Source organism: Candidatus Binataceae bacterium (genome assembly GCA_035508495.1).
Classification (GTDB): domain Bacteria; phylum Desulfobacterota; class Binatia; order Binatales; family Binataceae; genus JASHPB01.
Genome location: DATJMX010000081.1, coordinates 1 through 16931, shown reverse-complemented (window position 1 = coordinate 16931; position 16931 = coordinate 1). Strand labels below are relative to the sequence as shown.

The 16931-nt window shown below is 59.2% G+C and carries 18 protein-coding genes and 1 tRNA gene; 6 read left to right on the top strand and 13 right to left on the bottom strand.

Annotation, left to right across the window (positions count from 1 at the left end):
* Positions 1 to 11: 11 nt before the first annotated feature.
* A complete protein-coding gene (locus VMA09_23270) occupies positions 12 to 296 on the bottom strand; it encodes a hypothetical protein (protein ID HUA36545.1) in 285 nt (94 codons plus the stop codon).
* Between the two features lie 148 nt (positions 297 to 444).
* Between VMA09_23270 and VMA09_23265 the strand changes: the two genes are divergently transcribed.
* Both VMA09_23265 and VMA09_23260 read left to right on the top strand, forming a co-directional pair.
* The gene (locus VMA09_23265) at positions 445 to 606 is read left to right on the top strand and encodes a hypothetical protein (protein ID HUA36544.1); all 162 of its coding nucleotides are present in this window, start codon (positions 445 to 447) and stop codon (positions 604 to 606) included.
* 464 nt (positions 607 to 1070) lie between these two features.
* Positions 1071 to 1658 (top strand): PEGA domain-containing protein, encoded by a 588-nt coding sequence (locus VMA09_23260; GenBank protein ID HUA36543.1) that lies wholly within the window; start codon positions 1071 to 1073, stop codon positions 1656 to 1658.
* Between the two features lie 21 nt (positions 1659 to 1679).
* On the opposite strand, the gene VMA09_23255 is transcribed toward VMA09_23260, so the two are convergent.
* On the bottom strand, positions 1680 to 1988 hold the full coding sequence (locus VMA09_23255; protein HUA36542.1) for a hypothetical protein: 309 nt from the start codon (positions 1986 to 1988) through the stop codon (positions 1680 to 1682).
* Positions 1989 to 2461: 473 nt separating this feature from the next.
* Between VMA09_23255 and VMA09_23250 the strand changes: the two genes are divergently transcribed.
* On the top strand, positions 2462 to 3538 hold the full coding sequence (locus VMA09_23250) for a hypothetical protein (GenBank protein ID HUA36541.1): 1077 nt from the start codon (positions 2462 to 2464) through the stop codon (positions 3536 to 3538).
* Positions 3539 to 3708: 170 nt separating this feature from the next.
* Here the strand turns inward: VMA09_23250 and VMA09_23245 are convergent, their stop codons facing one another.
* Both VMA09_23245 and asnS read right to left on the bottom strand, forming a co-directional pair.
* Complete coding sequence (locus VMA09_23245; GenBank protein HUA36540.1) at positions 3709 to 4149, bottom strand: response regulator; 441 nt, start codon at positions 4147 to 4149, stop codon at positions 3709 to 3711.
* A gap of 174 nt (positions 4150 to 4323) precedes the next feature.
* Positions 4324 to 5631 carry an asparagine--tRNA ligase gene (asnS, locus tag VMA09_23240; GenBank protein HUA36539.1) on the bottom strand — a complete coding sequence of 436 codons (1308 nt, stop codon included), beginning with the start codon at positions 5629 to 5631 and terminating at the stop codon, positions 4324 to 4326.
* A 96-nt stretch (positions 5632 to 5727) separates the two neighbouring features.
* Between asnS and VMA09_23235 the strand changes: the two genes are divergently transcribed.
* A complete protein-coding gene (locus tag VMA09_23235) occupies positions 5728 to 6312 on the top strand; it encodes a CvpA family protein (protein HUA36538.1) in 585 nt (194 codons plus the stop codon).
* A 13-nt stretch (positions 6313 to 6325) separates the two neighbouring features.
* Here VMA09_23235 and trxA read toward each other — a convergent pair whose 3' ends face one another.
* Positions 6326 to 6661 (bottom strand): thioredoxin, encoded by a 336-nt coding sequence (trxA, locus tag VMA09_23230; GenBank protein HUA36537.1) that lies wholly within the window; start codon positions 6659 to 6661, stop codon positions 6326 to 6328.
* Between the two features lie 455 nt (positions 6662 to 7116).
* Positions 7117 to 8118, bottom strand: a complete 1002-nt coding sequence (locus VMA09_23225; GenBank protein HUA36536.1) for a nitronate monooxygenase — start codon at positions 8116 to 8118, stop codon at positions 7117 to 7119.
* Positions 8119 to 8252: 134 nt separating this feature from the next.
* Between VMA09_23225 and VMA09_23220 the strand changes: the two genes are divergently transcribed.
* A tRNA-Ser gene (locus VMA09_23220) sits at positions 8253 to 8344 on the top strand.
* Between the two features lie 679 nt (positions 8345 to 9023).
* Complete coding sequence (locus VMA09_23215) at positions 9024 to 9341, top strand: hypothetical protein (protein HUA36535.1); 318 nt, start codon at positions 9024 to 9026, stop codon at positions 9339 to 9341.
* 253 nt (positions 9342 to 9594) lie between these two features.
* Here the strand turns inward: VMA09_23215 and VMA09_23210 are convergent, their stop codons facing one another.
* The 7 genes from VMA09_23210 to VMA09_23180 all read right to left on the bottom strand — a co-directional run bounded on the left by VMA09_23210 (position 9595) and on the right by VMA09_23180 (position 16854).
* Positions 9595 to 9999, bottom strand: a complete 405-nt coding sequence (locus tag VMA09_23210) for a hypothetical protein (protein ID HUA36534.1) — start codon at positions 9997 to 9999, stop codon at positions 9595 to 9597.
* A 107-nt stretch (positions 10000 to 10106) separates the two neighbouring features.
* Complete coding sequence (ssb, locus tag VMA09_23205) at positions 10107 to 10502, bottom strand: single-stranded DNA-binding protein (GenBank protein HUA36533.1); 396 nt, start codon at positions 10500 to 10502, stop codon at positions 10107 to 10109.
* A gap of 266 nt (positions 10503 to 10768) precedes the next feature.
* Positions 10769 to 11029, bottom strand: a complete 261-nt coding sequence (locus tag VMA09_23200; GenBank protein HUA36532.1) for a hypothetical protein — start codon at positions 11027 to 11029, stop codon at positions 10769 to 10771.
* Positions 11026 to 11751, bottom strand: coding sequence for a hypothetical protein (locus VMA09_23195; GenBank protein ID HUA36531.1), 726 nt, complete (start codon positions 11749 to 11751; stop codon positions 11026 to 11028). The genes VMA09_23200 and VMA09_23195 overlap by 4 nt, the downstream gene beginning before the upstream one ends.
* Positions 11752 to 11768: 17 nt before the next feature.
* Entirely contained in the window at positions 11769 to 14552 is a 2784-nt protein-coding gene (gene mobF, locus VMA09_23190) for a MobF family relaxase (GenBank protein HUA36530.1), read from the bottom strand.
* Between the two features lie 2 nt (positions 14553 to 14554).
* Entirely contained in the window at positions 14555 to 16408 is a 1854-nt protein-coding gene (locus VMA09_23185; protein HUA36529.1) for a type IV secretion system DNA-binding domain-containing protein, read from the bottom strand.
* Positions 16409 to 16428: 20 nt separating this feature from the next.
* Complete coding sequence (locus tag VMA09_23180; GenBank protein ID HUA36528.1) at positions 16429 to 16854, bottom strand: hypothetical protein; 426 nt, start codon at positions 16852 to 16854, stop codon at positions 16429 to 16431.
* Positions 16855 to 16931: the final 77 nt, after the last annotated feature.

Here is a 16931-nt window from a genome sequence, read left to right as displayed (position 1 = left end):
AGCGATTATCGTTACATCGCCATTGGAGCCTTTTTGCCGACGTGACCGCCGGCGTCTTTGCACGACTTGGCGTCGGTCGTGACAATGTAGCCCTTGCCCTTGCACGAGTTCTGCCCCTTGCAGCTATTGTTGACGGTCTTGCACGCGCTCTGCCCCTTGCACGCATTCGCGCCGAGGCACTTGATCTGGCCCGCCTGAGCGGGACTTGAGCTGTCAGCGGCGCTCGCCGCGACGGCAGTGAATGTCAATGCGACGGCAGTCGCCAACATCGCTCCCGCAACTCTGGATCTTTTCATGGTTTGAGATGCTCCCTTCCGTTGTTCTGTTACCGCATCGCCCTCGCAGAGCGCCAGACGCGGCGGACCGCCGAGCGCTGAAAATTCGTCGGCCTGGTTCTGCCGACGACAAATTGGATAGCCAATGGCCTAGGTTAATCTCGATTGCATGATCAAAACATCCATTAATAGAACTAAAGTTAAGGTTGCATTCAACTACGGCGTTGAGGCGTACAATGTGACCGGCAATGCAGTCAACAACTCGATTGATGATCCGGTCGATGGCAACTGGGGAATCGTTTTTACTTCAGTACAGGATCGTCAAAGCTGAACAATACGATATGGGGAGACGGAACTGCAGCTAATCAATTAGGCATATACCTCAACACGAGCTCGAACACCGGCGTATGCGCGGGAATACTGACCGGGTCTACCGCCAACACCGGCAATACGTTCATCAACAACACCTTCAAGAATGTCATGTTCGACATGATGTCCGGCAACAACTGTTCTTGACCCTCGAGATGCCCTGGGATCGCCCGTGCGATCCCAGGTATTTTTTCGGCATCAGCAATCCACGCGTTGAAAGTTCACTGGACCGCGCGCAGTTTTGGGGTGGCCCCAGAGCGCGAACCACATTCTCTCATCGGCATCACCGGGTGACACCGAGCGAACTCAGCGGCACGATTGTGGCGCCCAGGCGCTGCATCATCGCGACATCTTGTAGTCGTGTTGCTTGCGTGCCAAAAGAATCTTCTGGCCGATCCAGCCAACACGCTGCCAAGCGGGAACCGCGTGAGAAAATCAGTAGTCGCAATCCTGATCCTGCCGGGCCTCTTGTCATCGTGCGCGACGATTCTAAAGGGTCGCACCGAAGAGATAACCGTCATCAGCTATCCAGCCGGCGCGAAAGTCCTGGTCAATGGCGACGAAAAAGGCGTGACCCCACTGGAAGTCAAAGTGCCGTCGAAGGCCGACTTGAACGTTTACGTCACGAAAGAAGGTTATCGGCCAGCAGATCTGAACGATCCGGCGACGACGCGCTGGGGCTACGAAGCTTTTTCCTTTGCTTGCGGCGTGCTTCCCGTGTTCGGTGATCTGGGCACAGGTGCGGCGTGGGGCCACGACCATTTGATGCTGACCACCCATCTCAAACCGGGGGCTCAGGCACGCGCGGAAGCAGCTGCGAAGGACGCGTCCGAGGAGCCCGAGCCACTACCGGAGGGCTCACCATATGCGGAAGTGAAGCCCGAAGTGCCAGCGGCGCCCGCCGCGAAGGCGTCGCCCGGCGCGCAGCAGTCACCCACCGCGGTATCGACCGCCGCGGTGCCAACGCGAGGCTCGTCGCAACCGGGCGGTGGCACAGGGCCCGCCGCGCAGTAGCTATTTGACTCGATTTGCGGGTCAGCAGTCCACAGCAGAAGCTGGAACCGTTTGTACGTCGGTCAGTATATTCGCGACGAGCGAACATCCCTTGTCATGCGCGGTTGTGACGCCGTCGAAGCGAATCCCGATTTGTTTTGCGGCAGTTCCTGTCGCCCATATCGTATTGTTCAGCACTGACGATCCCGTCGAGGCGTCGAAAATCATTCCCGAGCTAAAATTGATGTCCTCGCTAATCAGGTTGTTAGTCACGCTGGCGATCATACTGCTCAGGGTAACGCCGGAGTCGCCAAAAGGTATGCTTGCCCGGATTCGAACGGCGGTCGCCAAAGATCCCCACCCCACCTGACACGCGGGCCGGGGCACATCGACGTCTCGTTCTGAATAGTATTGTACGCTACACCGCCCGAGGCGTTTTGAAACATGACGCCGATGGGCCTCAAGTTACAATCGACCTGAGGCGCGGATCCATCAATATGCAGGTCTGGATTTGCACAGTAGCGTTTTGCACGAAGATCATCTGGGGACAAAGGACCGACAGAACACGCGTACACCGCTGGTCAGCGGCCAGCGGAAACGTGTTCGTCGCAAATCCTCCGCGCGCACCAATCGCTCGCTTAATGTATTCTCCGCTCGTTAGAAGGCAGTGCATGGATTCGACTGAAGCGAAATTACCCTTGGATGAACATGGAAACCGCCTCGATGGTCTGGCCTCGATCGTCATTTGACTCGCGACTTCAGCCTAACATACGTTAGGCTGAGCGCTGGATGATGACTGGCGCTGAATTGCGAGGGTACCTCCGATGCCACATGAATCGCGTCTTACGTTTTCCACCGACGAGCTGCTGGCCAACGTGCCGACCAAGGAACCGTTGATCGTCAATGGCGTGCGATGTCATGGCGGCTTCGATGTGGACGGCACTTACCGGTCGCCGCGCACGTTGTGGCGCAATCCTGCGGTCAAGGCCTGGCAGGAGCAGCACCTCGCGGCTTCGGGCTTGCCCCTCGTTGAGATTCCCGACGATTGCGTGCCTCCGCATGCGCTGAGCGCCGCGCAAAGCAAGCTCCTGATACGCGAGGGTGTGCGCGAGCCGGTCGTGCGGCTGCTCAGCGAGATCGCGATTATCGAGGGCTTCGGCGCGATGATTCGGCAGCTTCCCGTGCCCCCGCTCAAGTCCTTCATCCGCGAAGATACGGCCGGCACTGCGCTCGAGCATCTCGAGCGCGGACTCTTCGAAGCGCACGCGCGCGACGAGGCGGGATGGGAAGAGGAAGGCGGGCATCGCCAGATGTGGGATGCAGCCCGTGACGCCGCGCTTTCGAATCCGACGATTTCGCCTGAGATTTACGCCAATATCATGGCGCGCCGCGGCCAGGAACCGCCCGCGATGTTTCCGGCGCTCGGCGCTCCGGTCGAGCGCCTGATCCGTTTCATGGTCAATGTGCTCGCGATCGAAGTCTTCGCGCGCTCGACGTTCGCATGGGCCGAGGACGTGCTCTCCGACGAGACTGTGTCCGACGCGCCCAGGGAAGCGGCCGACCTGGTGCGATTCATTCGCGCCGACGAAGCGCCGCACGTCGAGTACCTGCGCACGGCACTGTCAGAGATCACGGCCCGCACCCTCAAGACCGAGGACGGCAAGACGATCGCAGGCAATGAAGTCGTGGAGCGGCTTGCCGATCGCGCGCTGCGGACGATGATTCGCCAGCGCCTCACCGATCGGCCTCAGATGCTGCGCGATCTGATTCGCAAGACGGCTGGCGAGCGCGACGCTGAGGAATTGCTCGCACGCTACGAAGCGCTCGCGACGCCATGGGAGCCGCCTGCGCGATATCGCGCCGACACTCCGGCAGTATCGCCGGCGCAGCCTTCTTACTGAGTAGACTTCCTCTTCCGTAAAATCGCGGCTGAGGAGCTTCAACCGCTGCGCTAACAATTTGTTAACGCAGTTTCCTCATGCTACCGGATCCCTCTCCTTATCCTAGGAGAGGGATTGGGAGGAGCTGCTGACTTTTTGGGTCAAGTAACCTGATCCTTCTACATCGTACTTTATCTCGGGGCGCCCATACTCGGCAGGCGGACCGTGGTCATCCAGAAGTCGGAGACTGCTTTGATTACGTTGAGCACCTGCGACAGGTCGGCGGGCTTTACGATGTATGAGTTCGCGTGCAGATCGTAACTTTTGTGCACGTCAGAATCGGCGGCCGAGCTCGACAGAATCAGCACCGGAATCTGCCGGATCTCGGGTGTGGCTTTTATCTCGGCCAAAACTTCGAGGCCGGATTTTCGCGGCAGGCTCAGATCCAGGATGATCAGATCCGGTCGCGGCCTCGTCGGTCCGTTCGTGCGCAGATACTCGATCGCATCGACACCGTCAGACGCCACACGAAGGTTTGGGGCGATTTGCAGGCTGCGGAAGGCTTCGCGGATCAGGCGCACATCACCAGGATTATCTTCGACCAGCAGAACACTTACCTGTCGATCAGTCATTTCCCTACGTCTCGGCTTTTCAACCCACACGCAATCGGTGAGACTGCTTAGCCTGCCGCCAACCACGTGTCATTGCGAAACGCAATGACGTTGAAATGGCGCAAGCAAGACCCGATTACACGCAAAAGTGGATATGGCGATCCGGATCCAGCAACATCCGCGCCGCAACGCGTCTCAGGGTTCGAGGCGTTCCATCATGCGCGGGAATGGGATGCATTCGCGGATGTGATGAATTCCGCACAACCATCCCGTCATGCGCTCGATGCCCATGCCGAAGCCGGCGTGCGGCACTGAGCCGTAGCGGCGCAGATCGAGGTACCATTCGAACGGCTCGAGCGGCAGGTTCTGCGCAAGAATCTTGTTGCGCAACGTTTCGTAATCGTCCTCGCGCTGGCCGCCACCGATGATCTCGCCATGGCCTTCAGGCGCGAGCATGTCGACACACAACGCGACGTCGGTGCGCGTGGGATCCTGCTTCATGTAGAAGGCTTTGCATACCGTCGGATAGCGATGCACCATCACGGGGCGATCGAATTCTTCTGACAGTGCAGTTTCCTCGTCACCGCCGAAGTCGTCGCCCCATTTCACCGTCATGCCTTTTTTCTTCAGGCGCTCGATCGCGTCGTCGTAGCTAATGCGCGGATATGGCGTCTCGGCGGCGGGCTTGAGTTTGGTGATATCGCGCTCGAGCGTCGCGAGCTCGGTCGCGCGGCGCTCCAGGACGCGGCGCACGATGAATGACACGAAGTCCTCGGCCAGGTGCATGTCGTCATCGAGCTCGAAGTACGCGACCTCAGGCTCGACCATCCAGAACTCGGTGAGGTGCCGCCGCGTCTTCGATTTTTCCGCGCGGAACGTCGGGCCGAAGGTGTACACCTTGCCGAACGCGAGCGCGCCCGCCTCGGCATAGAGCTGTCCGCTCTGCGTGAGATACGCCTTGCGCTCGCCGAAGTAATCGAGCTCGAAAAGATTGGTGGTGCCCTCGCATGAAGTGGGCGTCAACACGGGAGCGTCGAACAGGACGAAGCCGCGCGCGTGGAAGAAATCGCGGCATGCGGCTTCGACCTCGCTGCGGACGCGCAGGATCGCGTGCTGGCGCGAAGAGCGCGTCCAGATGTGGCGATGGTCGAGCAGGAATGCGACGCCATGATCCTTGGGCGTAATCGGATAATCGCTCGACGCCGCGACGATCCTGAGCGACTTGATTCCGAGCTCATAGCCGCCGGGCGCGCGCTTGTCCGCGCGCACCGCGCCGGTCACCACCAGCGAAGTTTCCTGGCCCATGTGATCGGCGGCGGCGAAAAGCTCGGGTCCGAGATCGTTCAGCGTCGCGACGCACTGGCAGATCCCGGTGCCATCGCGAAGCTGAAGAAAATGAATCTTGCCGCTCGAGCGTTTGTTGTAGAGCCATCCGCGGAGCTCGACATCCTGCCCCACGTGCTTCGACAGATCCTCGATATAGACCCACGCCATGCCCGCCATTTAACCACACTGACTCGGCGAGAAAGAATCGCAGCGCGCGTCGCGGCGGCGACAGTGTTCAGGTAGCATCGGGCGGCGGGAATTCTTCGCCATCGGATGAACGCGCTCGACTACGTCATCATCATCGCCGTTGCGATCGGCGCGCTGCACGGGCTGCGTCGCGGCGCGCTCGGGATGGTCACTTCGGTGGTGTCGCTCGTCGCGGGGCTCTACCTCGCCTCGGAATATTATGCGCGCGCGGCGGATCTGGCTGCGCGAGAACTCGGAACATCGCCCAACGTCAGCTCGGTGATCGGATACATCGCCGTGTTCGCGATCGTATTTGTTGTGGTGGGCTTCATCGGCGGATTCGTGAGCGGCGTATTGCGCACGATCCATCTCGGATGGCTCGACAACCTCGCCGGCGCCGTCGTTGGCGGCGCGATCGTCGCGATCATATGCGGTCTCGCCGTGATGCTGATCGCGGCCGTGCTGCCGTCAGACGCGCAACTGCTCAGGCAATCGAAACTTGCGCCGATGGTGCTGACCTACGAAGAATCGCTGGTCGCGATGATACCCGACGAGGTCAAGGCGACCTACGAGCGTCATCGCGACGACCTGATGCGATACTGGATCGACACTGCGCTGAAAGCACGCGAGGCGACGCCGACGCCAACCGCGTCGCCGTCGCCATCGCATTGAAACGGAGAGTTAGTTACGCGACGATCGCGCCATCAACGGCGCGGACCAGCGTGTTCTTCGGAACGGCGCCGACGATCTGTTCCTTCACCTGACCGCCCTTGACGATGATCAGATTCGGAATGCCGCGGACGCCGAAGCGAGCCGGGGTCTGCGGATTGTCGTCAACATTGATCTTCACGACTTTGAGGCGGCCATCATATTCGGTCGCGAGTTCATCGATCGAAGGAGCAATAGCGCGGCAAGGCGCACACCACGGCGCCCAGAAATCGATCAAAACCGGCTTATCGGACTTGAGCACTTCCTGTTCGAAAGTGGCATCGGTCACGTGAACAACTTTTTCGCTCGCCATCGGAACCTCTTTTCGTTCGACCTAGCTGAAACATAAGGCTGACCCCCCGGGCAGTCAAGGCGAACTTTCCGCGTAGGCAGCCGGCATGGACGGGTGTCGCGCACCAGATTCCGGCTGCTCTGAAAAATAACGCCCTACCACTCTTGAGTTACCTGGCCGCACACCGTTTGTCACTGTGAGCGAGGACAACATCTATGATTCTGTCATCCCGAGGCCTATGAGAAATAGGTTTTCTGCCGTTGTTGGCTGCCATCCAATCTGTGATCCCGAGCGACGTCGAGGGATCTTGGAGGCCCCCAAAGGGGCCGGTGCCAGACATCGGCGCGCAGCGCCATCCTTCATTCTGCCTCGCGAGAAGGCCACGAGCGTCGATGCGGGAACTCTCTCACCCGACTGCAGCGGAAATCGAATGAGGAAAGCCCGGGGTGACAAAATTGACACATACGCAGCGAGACTCAGCGTGGGGAAGGCGCCGCCGAATGCTGCGGGCGCGACGATTCCGCCAGGAGCGATTGCGCACCGCGCAGAGTCTCCTCCGTCTCGCGTAACAGGTCAGCGAACACCTCTGCGGCGGGCTTGATCTCGCCGATCAATCCCGCGCCTTGCCCGGTCGGCATGAAAGTGCGGTTCGGATCGGCCTCGCCGTATTCGCCGGAGAAGTTCATGACGCCGTTCTGGCGGGAGATTGCTGCCTGCTGCGGGAAGGGTTTAATCTTCGACGGATCGCGTTCCCATTCGCGCGCGTATTCGGTGCGGATTACGCGACACGGTTTGCCGGTATAGCATCGCGTCCGCATCGTCGAGTCGTCGCGCGCCTTGACGATCGCTTCGCGATACACCTGCGCGGCCTGCGCCTCGGGCGTTGCGATGAAGCGCGTGCCGATCACGACGCCCTGCGCGCCAAGCATCAGCGCCGCCGCGATCTGGCTGCCATGCGCGATACCGCCCGCGGCCAGCACGGGGAGCTTCACCGCACGGATCATCTGCGGCACGAGCGACATCATGCCAACTTCACCGGTATGGCCGCCCGCCTCGGTGCCCTGCGCGACGACGACGTCCGCGCCGGCCTCCTGGGCCTTCTCGCCATGATGAACCTTGCCGCACATGACGACGACTTTCATGCCGTGCTCGTGCATCGTTTGGATAAACTCCGCAGGCACAGCGAGCCCGGCGACGAAGATTCGGACCTTCTCTTCGAGCAGCACTGGCATATGCGGCCGCATCATGTCGGGAATCGGCGCGAGCAGATCGACGGCGAAGGGCTTGTCGGTGAGCGCGCGGGTCTTGCGGATTTCGTCGCGCAACTGGTCGGGCGTGCATGCGGCGGCGCCGATCACGCCAAGGCCTCCGGCGTTGGAGACTGCGGCGACGACGTTGTGCATCGCGACGCCGCCCATCCCGGCCAGCACGATTGGATATTTGATACCGAAGTAGTCGCAAATCGGCGTATGCAGCATTGGTGTGAAACTCCCGGGTCGGCCGCTCGAGGCTGGCTTCCCATGAGTTTGTACTGTGTGCCGTTAAGCCCAATCAAGCGCCGTGCGCGGGCGTGGCGCGGATCGCCATCCTGATGCATACTGACGATTCACGCGGAGAGGTGGCCGAGCCCGGTTTAAGGCGCACGCCTGGAGAGCGTGTGCTCTCGAAAGGGAGCCGGGGGTTCAAATCCCCCCCTCTCCGCCATGGTAAGTACCTGATTTAATTGGAGTTTCGATCGGCTCACTAGCGCCGGGGACGGTTTGAGGGACGGTTCTCCAGTATTTTGGTGCTCGATAGCCTGTTGCAACACAGCTCCGATTCTCCGTCCCGCTCCAACCTGAAGTCCCGGTATCCACTTTCGGTAGTGGCGAAAGATCATCTCCTCCGAAGTGCCGCACACTTGAGCTACCCATCCGGGATCCTCGCCTGATGACAGAGCCAACGAGATGAACGTGTCACGGATGCAGTACTGACCTCGTTCAGCGATGCCGGCACGACTTAGTGTCGGCTTCCAAACGCAATCGTTGAGCCATTCCTGGTCCAAGGGGCTGCCGTTGCGGTTGGTGAAGACGAAGTCCTCGGGCGAAGTCGAGCTCGCTCGGGCCTTGAGACGAACTAGCGCGTTCAGAATCTCCGTCGCGTAAGAAAAATCGATTTCGCGACGACCGGTTTTGGGCTCGGCTTCCAGTCCGCCCATACGCGGTATCCGGCCCCGACGAAGTTTCAGCTGCTGGCGCTCAAAGTCGATCCATCCAAAACGAAGCGCGACAATTTCGGAAGATCGCCAGCCCAGGTAAAACCACACCGTGTAGAAATCGCGATACCACTCCGGCACACACTCCAGAAAGCGGGCAACTTCCGAGCTGGTCAGTGGATTTGCGGAATGGCGTTCGCGCCTGCTGCGTCGCACGCGACGGCTGCTCGTGCGAAGCACCGGATTCTTTTCAAGCAACCCTTCGTCGACGGCGTCCGCGAACGCCTTGTGAAGAAGGCCCATAGTGTTGCCGACCGTCTTTCCGCTCAGGCCTTCTTCGAGCAACGACTGTCTGAAGGTGGAGCAATGGTATGGCGTTATTTCCGCCAATCTGAGATTTCGAAATGTAGGGATGAACCGGCTGCGCACGACAGTCGCGTCGTGGATCCAGGTGGAGGGGTGGATGTCTGGATCTTGAGTCACGCGACCGTCCGCGAGAATCGGTGATCGATTCTTTTGCCATTTCGCGATGTACTCTTCGAATGCGAGCAGCGCTCCATCGCGCCCACGATCATTCGGATAGAAAATTTGAAGACGGCTCCCGCGCGGGAAATGCGCTCGATAATCGAATGAGCCACGCTCGATAGCGGCATCGACTGCCGACATCTTGCGCTCGCAGAGGCGCCGGTTCTCGCTGGTATCAGCGAGTCCCGTGTACTCCTTACAGCGGATCCCCCGCCAGAAGAAGTCAAAAAAGAGATTACCGTTTTTTGCGCGTACGGGCACGGTGCACCGGATAGAAGGGCTCGTCGCCAGTCAGCAACACATTTGCACCAGCGAAGCGATTTAATTCTTCGTTTTCTGGAGAAGCAGCGCCATCTTCATGGAGCCATTGCTCCATTCGTGACCACACGAACAAAACCCGTCCCCTTCGCTTGTAGTAATGCAGACCGCGTTTGAAGACTCCAGTAGACATCATGTTGCGTAGCGTCTGTTCGCAGTACTTGATGCGTGCCGCTGCTTGCCGAACAGTCAGATATTCTTCGTGTGGTTGTTCGCTCGCAGCTCCTTCGCCATCGTCTGGCGACCAGAGGTTTGCGACCGCATCAAGAGCCTTCAGCACGCGTTCCAGGTTCTCAGGAGAGATCTGCTTCTGGGGTCTCATATAAACGACTCCCTCAGCGTTCATTCTAAGAAAACTTTTCTAAACGTTTGAATGACGACTCGTGGCTGCAAAAGAATACAGGCGCAGCCACGAGCCGCGGCACACTACTAAAATTGAATCTCCGCTTCCGCCGGTAGCAGTGGGTCATCCGTCTGATGGGATTCTGCTTTTTCGCCCTGCGGTGTACCTAAAAATTGCACCCGTGCGGCGACTATCTCAGTCCGTCGACTGCTCAGCCCGTTGTTCTCCCATTCGCGGGTTTGCAATCGGCCCTCGACGAATACCTGTCTGCCTTTCTTCAGGTACTCGTTGCAGGTCAGCGCGATTTTTCCCATGACGACGATCCTGTGCCATTCGGCGCGTTCCTGGCGCTTGCCCTCCTTGTCGACGAAGACTTCGTTAGTCGCGACGGTGAAGTTCGCGACCGGTAGGCCTGCCGGCGTGTAGCGGAGTTCCGGATCTTGCCCGAGATGCCCGATCACCATTACTTTGTTTAACGACACGACTTTCTCCTTTTTGGCTCTGCGTCCGGGTAGCCGCCTGGCACGGAGCCGTTGTTTATTCAAACTCGATCAATTCTGCTCGCCGTCCACGTAGCCTCCTCGGCCGCTTTGTCACCGTGTTCCTTCATCAGCAGCAGAAAGCAGTTCCAGTGAAACACAGCGGTGCTGGCCCAGAGGCGCGCCTTCAGAAAATTCTCTTCGGTCCTGACTTTGCGTTCGCAACGCGCGCAATTGCCCTGATACATCGTCGACATATTGGTTCTCATTCACACCCGCTTGCCGAAGGCCAGGGTGTCTGCGGCTTGGGCTTGGAAACCCACCGCCATTTTTTCCCCGCCGCCGTTCTCGCCCAAATCAGGAACGGCGACGGAGGAAAGAGATTTGTAGCGGCGCATCGCGCTGCCACCAATGAGCGACGGCGAAGCCGTGCAAATCCGGCGTGACCGAGCGCAGCGTTTCCGTAGGGCGGGCGCGACGGATTTGAGCGAAGCCGGCGCCAGGCGTTGTTGCGGGGCGAGGATCTTCATCGCGTTAACTCCGCCTGACGGAGGCCAACTCCGTGTTGTCGCTGATTATTTCCGTGGTGTCCTTTGAAAAGCCGCAGGCAGTGTCGGCAGAGTCCGTTCAGGTAGTTCCCGAACGAATCGGTGAATGCGTCGTCTTGATCATCCGGCAACTGTGAGCGGATGGCTTGAATCTCTGGATGGGTTGTGCTCCACGTGGAGCTATCGGCGAGATAGTCGACGGCCGCTATCGCCGCATGGTCATAGACCGGGTTGAGGGCGCAGACAATCGGAGCGGGAAAAATCAGTCCAATCCTATCGCCTCGTCTGGCGTGCGGTCTGACCTGAGACAGCACAAACGAACGCTCGACACCGGTTCCAAGTCTCAGCCGCACGATGCTTCTGATGGCTGGCTGTGTTTCCTTGCCGATGATGGGACTGCGTGGGCCGCATAAAGGATCGTCCTTGTCCGACCAGATTTTGATTGGAACCGAACGAGCTGCATCTTGAGAGGTGCGGACTTCCAAGAGAGTCCCGTTTATGTAGCTGAACGGAACCGAAAGCGACGGCTCGCGATAGACGATGCCAAGAAGATAGAGCGTGTACTTGAAGTGGAATGAACGTAGGTCGCCGGCCGCGGGATACTCGACGATTGCCTCACTCGCGGCTCTGAACGCAGGTGCTTTGCAGAACCCGCAGATCTGTTTATTGATCATCTGCGAACCGCAACGAGTGCAAAACTTCATCGCGCTACCTCCTCGCCTCACCAACTGATTCCCTGGCTGCGCTTGATCTTTCGATCGCGCTGGATACTCCGCTTTGGTCGCGCAACGAATGAGTCTTCGATGTCGATCGGCCTGAATCTTGGCAGCGATCGCCGCTGCGCCTCCGAAAGATTCTCGAGAGCGGTCGGCTTGACTTGCTCGCGAGCGACGGCGCGCGTCAGTGTTTCGGTGTTGTCCGTATAGATTCGCGCGTCGTGCCTCGCTCGACTCAGTGACACGTAAAACTGACGGCGATTTACGAGGCGCGAACTCCGCTCGGTGTCGATGTTCACAATCACACGGTCAACGGTAGCTCCCTGGCTGGCGTGTGATGTCGAGGCATAGCCGTAGTCGATGTGCCGAAGCCTTGCGTTGGCAGCCCTGATCTCTTTGCCCCTGTCGGTCCGTAACTGCGTCTGCTCAACATCTATTGCGACGACCGTCGCAAGTTCGCCATTTGCAATCCCTAGTGCGCGATCGGGGGCGCGGAATTGGACACGATCACCGGCGGCAAGCCTTCGAGACTCCGCACGAAACACTTCGGTTCCGCGAAAGCGACTGGGCTTGTATTCGATCGTGCCACCCATCTCAGTTCTGATGCGGAGGAAATTGCGTTTGGGGTCCGATGCTTCGACCGTCAGGTACTCGCCAGCGGTTATCCCAAGCTTGGGGCTTCCGCGGCGTAGGCGGATCACGTCACCGACCGCGTAGTGGCGCGCGTGAGCGCGCTGCGCTCGCGTGAGATCGAGACTCGTAAGAATCGGCAGGTCCACACCTTCGCCAGCAACTTGGCCACCGACGACCAGGCGGTCGCGGATGACTCGATTGAGTTCGGTGCGTTCCTCGATTGCTGGACTCACCACGAGTGTCAACTGTTTGGCCCGATGCGATCGCAGGTAGTCTTCGGCGATCGCGTAATAGCGATCGTTGGGGGCAGAGATCTGATTGATCCGTTGTTGTTCGGACAGCGCGGTAATTGCCTGTGCGAGCTTTCCTTCCGCCACCAGCTCGACAGCTTGCCGCAGTTCCGGATCGCGCTGACGGCGGATAACCGAGAGGGAGGCACTCGCCATTCCAGCCTGACGCATCTGATAGATGGGCCGCCCAGCTTCGATCCCGTGATGCTGTCGTTCGTCACCCACGAAAACGACGCGTTCGATCCCAATCTCTTTCGCATGACCCAGCAGCTGATTAACTTGCCTCGTCGCCAGAAGACTCGACTCGTCGACGATCCAAAGCTCTTTTCGGTGCTTCTCGACCTGTGGAGTTTCGATCAAGCTCGCGACCGTACGCGCGAGAATCCCCGCTTCAGTTAGCGCTTTGACGCTGCCGCTGGTGGGTCCGAAGCCGCGCACGAAGTAGCCTTGTCGTTGAGAAAGCTCGCGGATTGCTCCCACCGTAGTTGTCTTCGCTGAGCCAGCTCGTCCTTCGATCGCGCTAAGCCAGTCACGAGTCGAAAGCGTGGTTACGGCTGCACGGGTTTGATCGGCGGCAAGCCCGCGACTGACGGACCAACTCTTGATTTCGTCGATGGCAGCGATCGGTTGAGCCATGCCGCGGCCGGCATGCATCAGTGCGACGTTATCTCGCTCAAGCACCGCCATCTCGGGAGTCGTGAATGCACCGATCGGATGGCAATGGTTCGTCACCAGATCGATCAATCGACCTTCGTTTCGTTGAAGGTCGATCGCATTGCGAACCTCTGCCAGTACAGTCCGGCCCATGGTGTGCTGGAGACTAAAGGTCTCGAGTTCGCGCCGATCGGGTGCGGCATCGCGTTCCGTCGCGTGAGCTGTCGCCTGGTGCACGGTCTCGAGCAACGTGGCCACGCCGAGTTTTGGCGCGATCGGTTTACGATTATGCGCAAGCTGGGCGATCCGTTTCACGGAGATCCCATACGCCGCAGCACGCTCGCGCCATTCGATCTTCAACGCATCCTCGCCGCGCTGGTCTTTGGAGAGACGCGAACGATGAGCCGCAATCTGTGCCGCGCTTGCGCCATTGATGCCAAGCTTCGCGAGCTCGCGCTCGATTGCCTGACGGCGCAGCGAAAAGGCCATCAGCTGTTCGCGTGTGTAGCCTTCAAGCTCCCAGCGCCCGTCCTTTTCGGTGACGGTAATCGCATAACCGAATCTCTGAACCTCGCGAGAGAGTTCAGCGCGGTAAACTGCCGTCGCAAAGGCCTGCGAGCGGTAGATCTCAATCGGATCGAGTCCTCGCCACTGGCCGTCCGGTCGACGCGTCATGTTCATCACCACGACATGGGTGTGCAGGTGCGGGTCAGGACCATAGCCGTCGTTGGCGGCGGCATCAGTTGGTCGTGCCGCGATGTGATCGAAACGGGCTGCGACGATGTTGCCGGTTGTGATCCACTCCTGGCCTCTTCGAATACGCGCTTGTCCAAACCGCTCGAGCTGATGGAGCGTCTGCTCAACAGCGTGTCGGTGCGCGGTAATTAAGCGAGCATCGTTTCCGACAAGCGCCTGGATGGTCAGTGATTTCGGAGCGTTGAACGTCGCGTCCCAGCCCGCCCGTTTCTCTTCACCTTGGCGTTGCGCCGTATGAACGAGAACCTCTCCGGTTCTCGGATGAAAGCCATTTAGGGCAGCTTGGAAGTCCGCAGTATCGATGTCTCCCGCCAGCCCAAGCTCTGCGGCTCCTTTGCCGAACCAATGTCCGATCACCCGCCGATTTTCAGTGTAGTAATCATCGCGACTGTACTTCTCCTCGTAGTACGTTTCCGCTTGACCGGCGGTGAGCGCGCCTTTGGACATGACCAACATGGCTAGTCCCACTCTCCCTGTGACGAAGCGGGTTTGGGCGATGATTCCGGATGCGTGCCTGCCTTCTCCTCAGAAAACGGCACCTCGGAGTCTTTGCGGAGAACAAACGCTGGCGCGTTTTTCTTAGGCTCGGCCCACTGGAGCGCGATTCGCGCCCGGTCATAACCGGCGATGCAGAGGTAGCCTTCGAGAGGCGGGAGCTTCTGGATTTCGGCCGGCAGCACGACGCGCTCCAACGTCTGATGGGGTTGCAGGTTGAACCCATCTCGAAAGAGAGACGGGCCGGTGAGCGTTGTCATCTGAAGTCGAACGACTTCACGCTGCCCCAGCGTACGGCTCGCCCACTCCGCTGTCTCCGCTTCGTCCGAACGTAGGATCAGTTTGGTTGCCGGCGCCGACAGCAGCGTGACGGTGCGGTCGCGTCCATAGATTGAATGGAGCTGAGACACCGCCTGAAAGCCAACGACCACGCAGAGGCCGCGTTTGCGGCCTCGGACAACGAGATTCTCCAATTGTCCCTGGTAGTCGAGCGCTCCGAGCTCGTCGATAATGATCCATACTTGGTTCGTGGTTGCACTCAGGTCGGTAGTGAGAAGCTGGCGGACCAGACAATCGAGCCAAACATTTTGGAGCGGAAGTGCAGCGGCGCGCGAATCCTCGGTCGAGGTCATGAAGAGCCATCCGCGGCGATTCTTCGCCCATTCGACCGCGCTCCAATTGGCATGATTCGGAAGCTCCGGAGGCAGGTAGCTAAGCGGGTTGGTAGCGTTCGTTGCCATCGCCACGATGCCCGCGCCCTGGTCGTGTGCTCCGGGATCGATAAGCGCTTCTGCCTGCGTTCCGGCCAAAGCCTTCTTGAGTCGATCCCGGGGCAAGGTCAGCATTTCGGTGATGGTCTTCGCCGTCCGTGGCTTGGCAGTCTCCAGGATGCTGACAAGTGTGGTGCGACCGGAGCGTCTGAAGAATCGGTCTGCACCGCTTTGCGAGAAACTATTGGGAGCATCCGGTATGAGCGATTGAGCCAAAGCTTCGGCGTCCATGCGGAAGCTTTCCGGCCTGAGCTCCGCCCACGGCGACCATGAAGGGCACCGTTCATCGAGCGGATTTAGAATCAAGTCGCCCCGCTCGGGTCGATAGAATTCCGAGACGTATTCGGCGTCTGGATCCAGCACGATGCCGATTCCCGCGCGCGCCTCGATCTGACGCAGTATCTGCCGGATGCAGTTTGACTTGCCGGAGCCAGTTTTGCCGGTAATGGCAAAATGTTGCGGCTCCAGGTCCGCCGGTATCGTTACGCTGGCGATTCTGATTCCAGGAGTTTTGCCGCCACTCAGCTGGCGAACCACCGGCACGCGTAGAAGTCCGCGCGTAGCGGCATTTTTCACCGCGCCGCTTAACTCTTTGCTGGTGATCAGTTGCAGCCCACGGAGGTGATGGGCGTCGGAGCTTTTGCGTCGAAGCAAGATAACCGAAGCGACCGTGATCAACATTGGCGCCACAGCCCCATAGCGCAGATAGTGGATTACCCATTCCCCGAAGGAGTGCTGATAGAAATGCCTGTCGTTGAGAAACGCTGCGAGAACATCCGCCGGGTAACGCCGCCCCATGTAGGGCAAGGTCGGGTGGATGAAGGGGGGGCTCAGCTTACCAAGCAACCAGGCGAGGAACCAGGGCACAAATTGTTGGTGCCCGAAATCTGGGAAGTAGCGGCCCGTCCAATACCAGATGAGGCAGAATGTCGTGATGATCCAGGAGAAGAGACCGAGCTTCAGCCAGACCATCACAAATCGCGCGTTCATTCGCGCGCCAGTCGCGTACGCCTGCCAACTCGCCGCCTGTCGTCCGCCCGACCACATCGTCGTCTTGCTCCCGTGGATTAACTATTCGCTTTCGATCCGTTCTTGCGGCGATCGATCTCTGCATCAAGTCGGCCGATATAGTCAGTGGCGTTCTGGCGCGATAGTCGCTGGATTTCTTCGAGCTTTGGACGATCGAGCTCTAACGCTTCACTCCGCTCGACCATGTAGTAGAGCGAGGATCGCGTGCGCGAAATCTCGTACACTGTGTGGCGGAACCGATCTTCGATCAGCTCACTAATCTCGCTTCTCAGTTGGCCCAGGTCGACGGATTCGTTGTAGTGGTCACATACGATCGACCGAACGATCTCAGTGGGACTGGCATCACGGGCCTGAGCCTCGGCTTCAATCTGAGCCGCGATTTCTGACGAGAATCTAATCGTTATCGGCTTAGCCTGGTCGGCGCTCCGCGCGAAATCGTTTGCTTTCATAGTCTCTTCCGCCATTTTCCTATCCTCATCCGCGATTCTGATTTCCTTGAAATCTCAGTAAATCAGCGGTTTCTCTGCGAGATTCCTTCATC

Bases quoted from the DNA above. Each gene is read 5' to 3' on its own strand.
- VMA09_23245 (HUA36540.1), bottom strand. From the start codon at position 4,149: ATGACTGATCGACAGGTAAGTGTTCTGCTGGTCGAAGATAATCCTGGT.
- VMA09_23225 (HUA36536.1), bottom strand. From the start codon at position 8,118: ATGCTGCATACGCCGATTTGCGACTACTTCGGTATCAAATATCCAATC.
- VMA09_23210 (HUA36534.1), bottom strand. From the start codon at position 9,999: ATGAGACCCCAGAAGCAGATCTCTCCTGAGAACCTGGAACGCGTGCTG.
- VMA09_23185 (HUA36529.1), bottom strand. From the start codon at position 16,408: ATGTGGTCGGGCGGACGACAGGCGGCGAGTTGGCAGGCGTACGCGACT.
- VMA09_23200 (HUA36532.1), bottom strand. From the start codon at position 11,029: ATGAAGATCCTCGCCCCGCAACAACGCCTGGCGCCGGCTTCGCTCAAA.
- VMA09_23270 (HUA36545.1), bottom strand. From the start codon at position 296: ATGAAAAGATCCAGAGTTGCGGGAGCGATGTTGGCGACTGCCGTCGCA.
- VMA09_23215 (HUA36535.1), top strand. From the start codon at position 9,024: ATGGCGTTCGCGCCTGCTGCGTCGCACGCGACGGCTGCTCGTGCGAAG.
- VMA09_23180 (HUA36528.1), bottom strand. From the start codon at position 16,854: ATGGCGGAAGAGACTATGAAAGCAAACGATTTCGCGCGGAGCGCCGAC.
- mobF (HUA36530.1), bottom strand. From the start codon at position 14,552: ATGTTGGTCATGTCCAAAGGCGCGCTCACCGCCGGTCAAGCGGAAACG.
- trxA (HUA36537.1), bottom strand. From the start codon at position 6,661: ATGGCGAGCGAAAAAGTTGTTCACGTGACCGATGCCACTTTCGAACAG.
- asnS (HUA36539.1), bottom strand. From the start codon at position 5,631: ATGGCGGGCATGGCGTGGGTCTATATCGAGGATCTGTCGAAGCACGTG.
- VMA09_23265 (HUA36544.1), top strand. From the start codon at position 445: ATGATCAAAACATCCATTAATAGAACTAAAGTTAAGGTTGCATTCAAC.
- VMA09_23235 (HUA36538.1), top strand. From the start codon at position 5,728: ATGAACGCGCTCGACTACGTCATCATCATCGCCGTTGCGATCGGCGCG.
- VMA09_23250 (HUA36541.1), top strand. From the start codon at position 2,462: ATGCCACATGAATCGCGTCTTACGTTTTCCACCGACGAGCTGCTGGCC.
- VMA09_23195 (HUA36531.1), bottom strand. From the start codon at position 11,751: ATGAAGTTTTGCACTCGTTGCGGTTCGCAGATGATCAATAAACAGATC.